Origin of the sequence: Vibrio sonorensis, assembly GCF_001854765.1 — a bacterium.
GTDB lineage: Bacteria > Pseudomonadota > Gammaproteobacteria > Enterobacterales > Vibrionaceae > Vibrio > Vibrio sonorensis.
The window spans coordinates 1-1,976 of record NZ_LJJE01000024.1; the positions used below are offsets into that span (position 1 = coordinate 1).

The 1,976-nt window shown below is 51.6% G+C and carries 1 pseudogene; it reads left to right on the forward strand.

The features are described 5' to 3' along the window. A pseudogene (gene tkt / locus BLO31_RS04695) lies at positions 1-1,976 on the forward strand (transketolase); the annotation flags it as partial.

Genomic DNA, 1,976 nt, shown 5'->3' on the forward strand with positions numbered 1-1,976 from the left:
CGTAAACACCTAGCTAATGCTATCCGCGCTCTCAGCATGGACGGCGTTCAACAAGCAAACTCAGGCCACCCAGGTGCCCCTATGGGCATGGCAGATATCGCTGAAGTTCTTTGGCGCTCTCACCTAAACCACAACCCAACTAACCCTGAGTGGGCAGACCGCGACCGTTTTGTATTGTCAAACGGCCACGGCTCAATGCTGATTTACTCTCTGCTTCACCTGAGCGGTTACGAGTTGTCTATCGACGACTTAAAAAACTTCCGCCAATTGCACTCTAAGACGCCAGGTCACCCAGAGTATGGTTACGCACCGGGTATTGAGACAACGACAGGCCCTCTAGGTCAAGGCATCACCAACGCTGTTGGTATGGCATTGGCAGAGAAAGCGCTGGCGGCTCAATTTAACAAACCAGAGCACGACATCGTTGACCACTTTACATACGTGTTTATGGGTGATGGCTGTTTGATGGAAGGCATCTCTCACGAAGCCTGTTCACTGGCGGGAACACTGGGCCTTGGCAAACTGGTCGCGTTTTGGGATGACAACGGCATCTCAATCGACGGTCACGTAGAAGGCTGGTTCTCAGACGATACACCTAAGCGCTTTGAAGCGTATGGCTGGCATGTTATTCCAGCGGTTGATGGTCACGACCCAGAAGCAATTAACGCGGCTATCGAAGCTGCAAAAGCGGAAACAGGCCGCCCAACCCTCATCTGTACTAAGACCATCATTGGTTTTGGTTCGCCAAACAAATCCGGTTCACACGACTGTCACGGCGCACCACTAGGTCATGAAGAAATCGCTGCGGCGCGTGAATTCCTAGGTTGGGAACACGGTCCATTTGATATCCCAGCTGACGTTTACGGCGAGTGGGATGCCAAAGAAGCAGGTAAAGCCAAAGAAGCGGCTTGGGACGAGAAGTTTGCGGCTTACGCAGCGGCGTACCCAGAGCTAGCAGCTGAGTTCAAACGTCGAGTAAACGGTGAACTACCAGCAGAGTGGGAAGCAAAAACAGCACAAATCATTGCAGACCTACAAGCAAACCCAGCGAACATCGCCTCGCGCAAAGCCTCGCAAAATGCACTAGAAGCCTTTGGTCAAATCCTACCTGAGTTTATGGGCGGCTCTGCTGACCTTGCGCCTTCTAACCTCACCATGTGGTCTGGCTCTCAGTCACTGACGGCTGATGACGCTTCGGGTAACTACATCCACTACGGTGTACGTGAGTTTGGTATGACAGCTATCATGAACGGTATTGCTCTTCACGGTGGTTTTGTCCCTTACGGCGCGACATTCCTTATGTTTATGGAATACGCGCGAAACGCGATGCGCATGGCAGCACTGATGAAAGTGCAAAACATTCAGGTTTACACACACGACTCTATCGGTCTGGGTGAAGACGGCCCTACTCACCAGCCGGTTGAGCAAATGGCTTCACTTCGTCTAACACCTAACATGAGTACGTGGCGTCCATGTGACCAAGTTGAATCTGCCGTGGCTTGGAAACTGGCGATTGAGCGCAAAGACGCACCGACATCACTATCTTCTCTCGTCAAAACCTTGCTCAGCAAGCGCGTACGACAGAGCAGGTTGCCGACATCGCTAAAGGTGCTTACGTTCTAAAAGAGAGTGCGGGTAAACCAGAGCTTATCTTGATTGCAACAGGTTCAGAGGTTGAGCTAGCTGTGGAAGCGGCAGAGCAACTAACGGCACAAGGCAAGCAAGTACGAGTAGTGTCTATGCCATCGACAGACGTCTTTGACAAGCAAGACGCGGCTTACCGCGAGTCAGTACTGCCATCGGACGTAACGGCTCGTATCGCTATCGAAGCGGGAATTGCGGACTTCTGGTACAAGTACGTTGGTTTCGACGGTCGCATCATTGGTATGACGACATTTGGTGAGTCTGCGCCAGCGGGTGAACTGTTTAAGATGTTTGGTTTCACCACTGAAAACATCATCAATACTGCGAAAGAG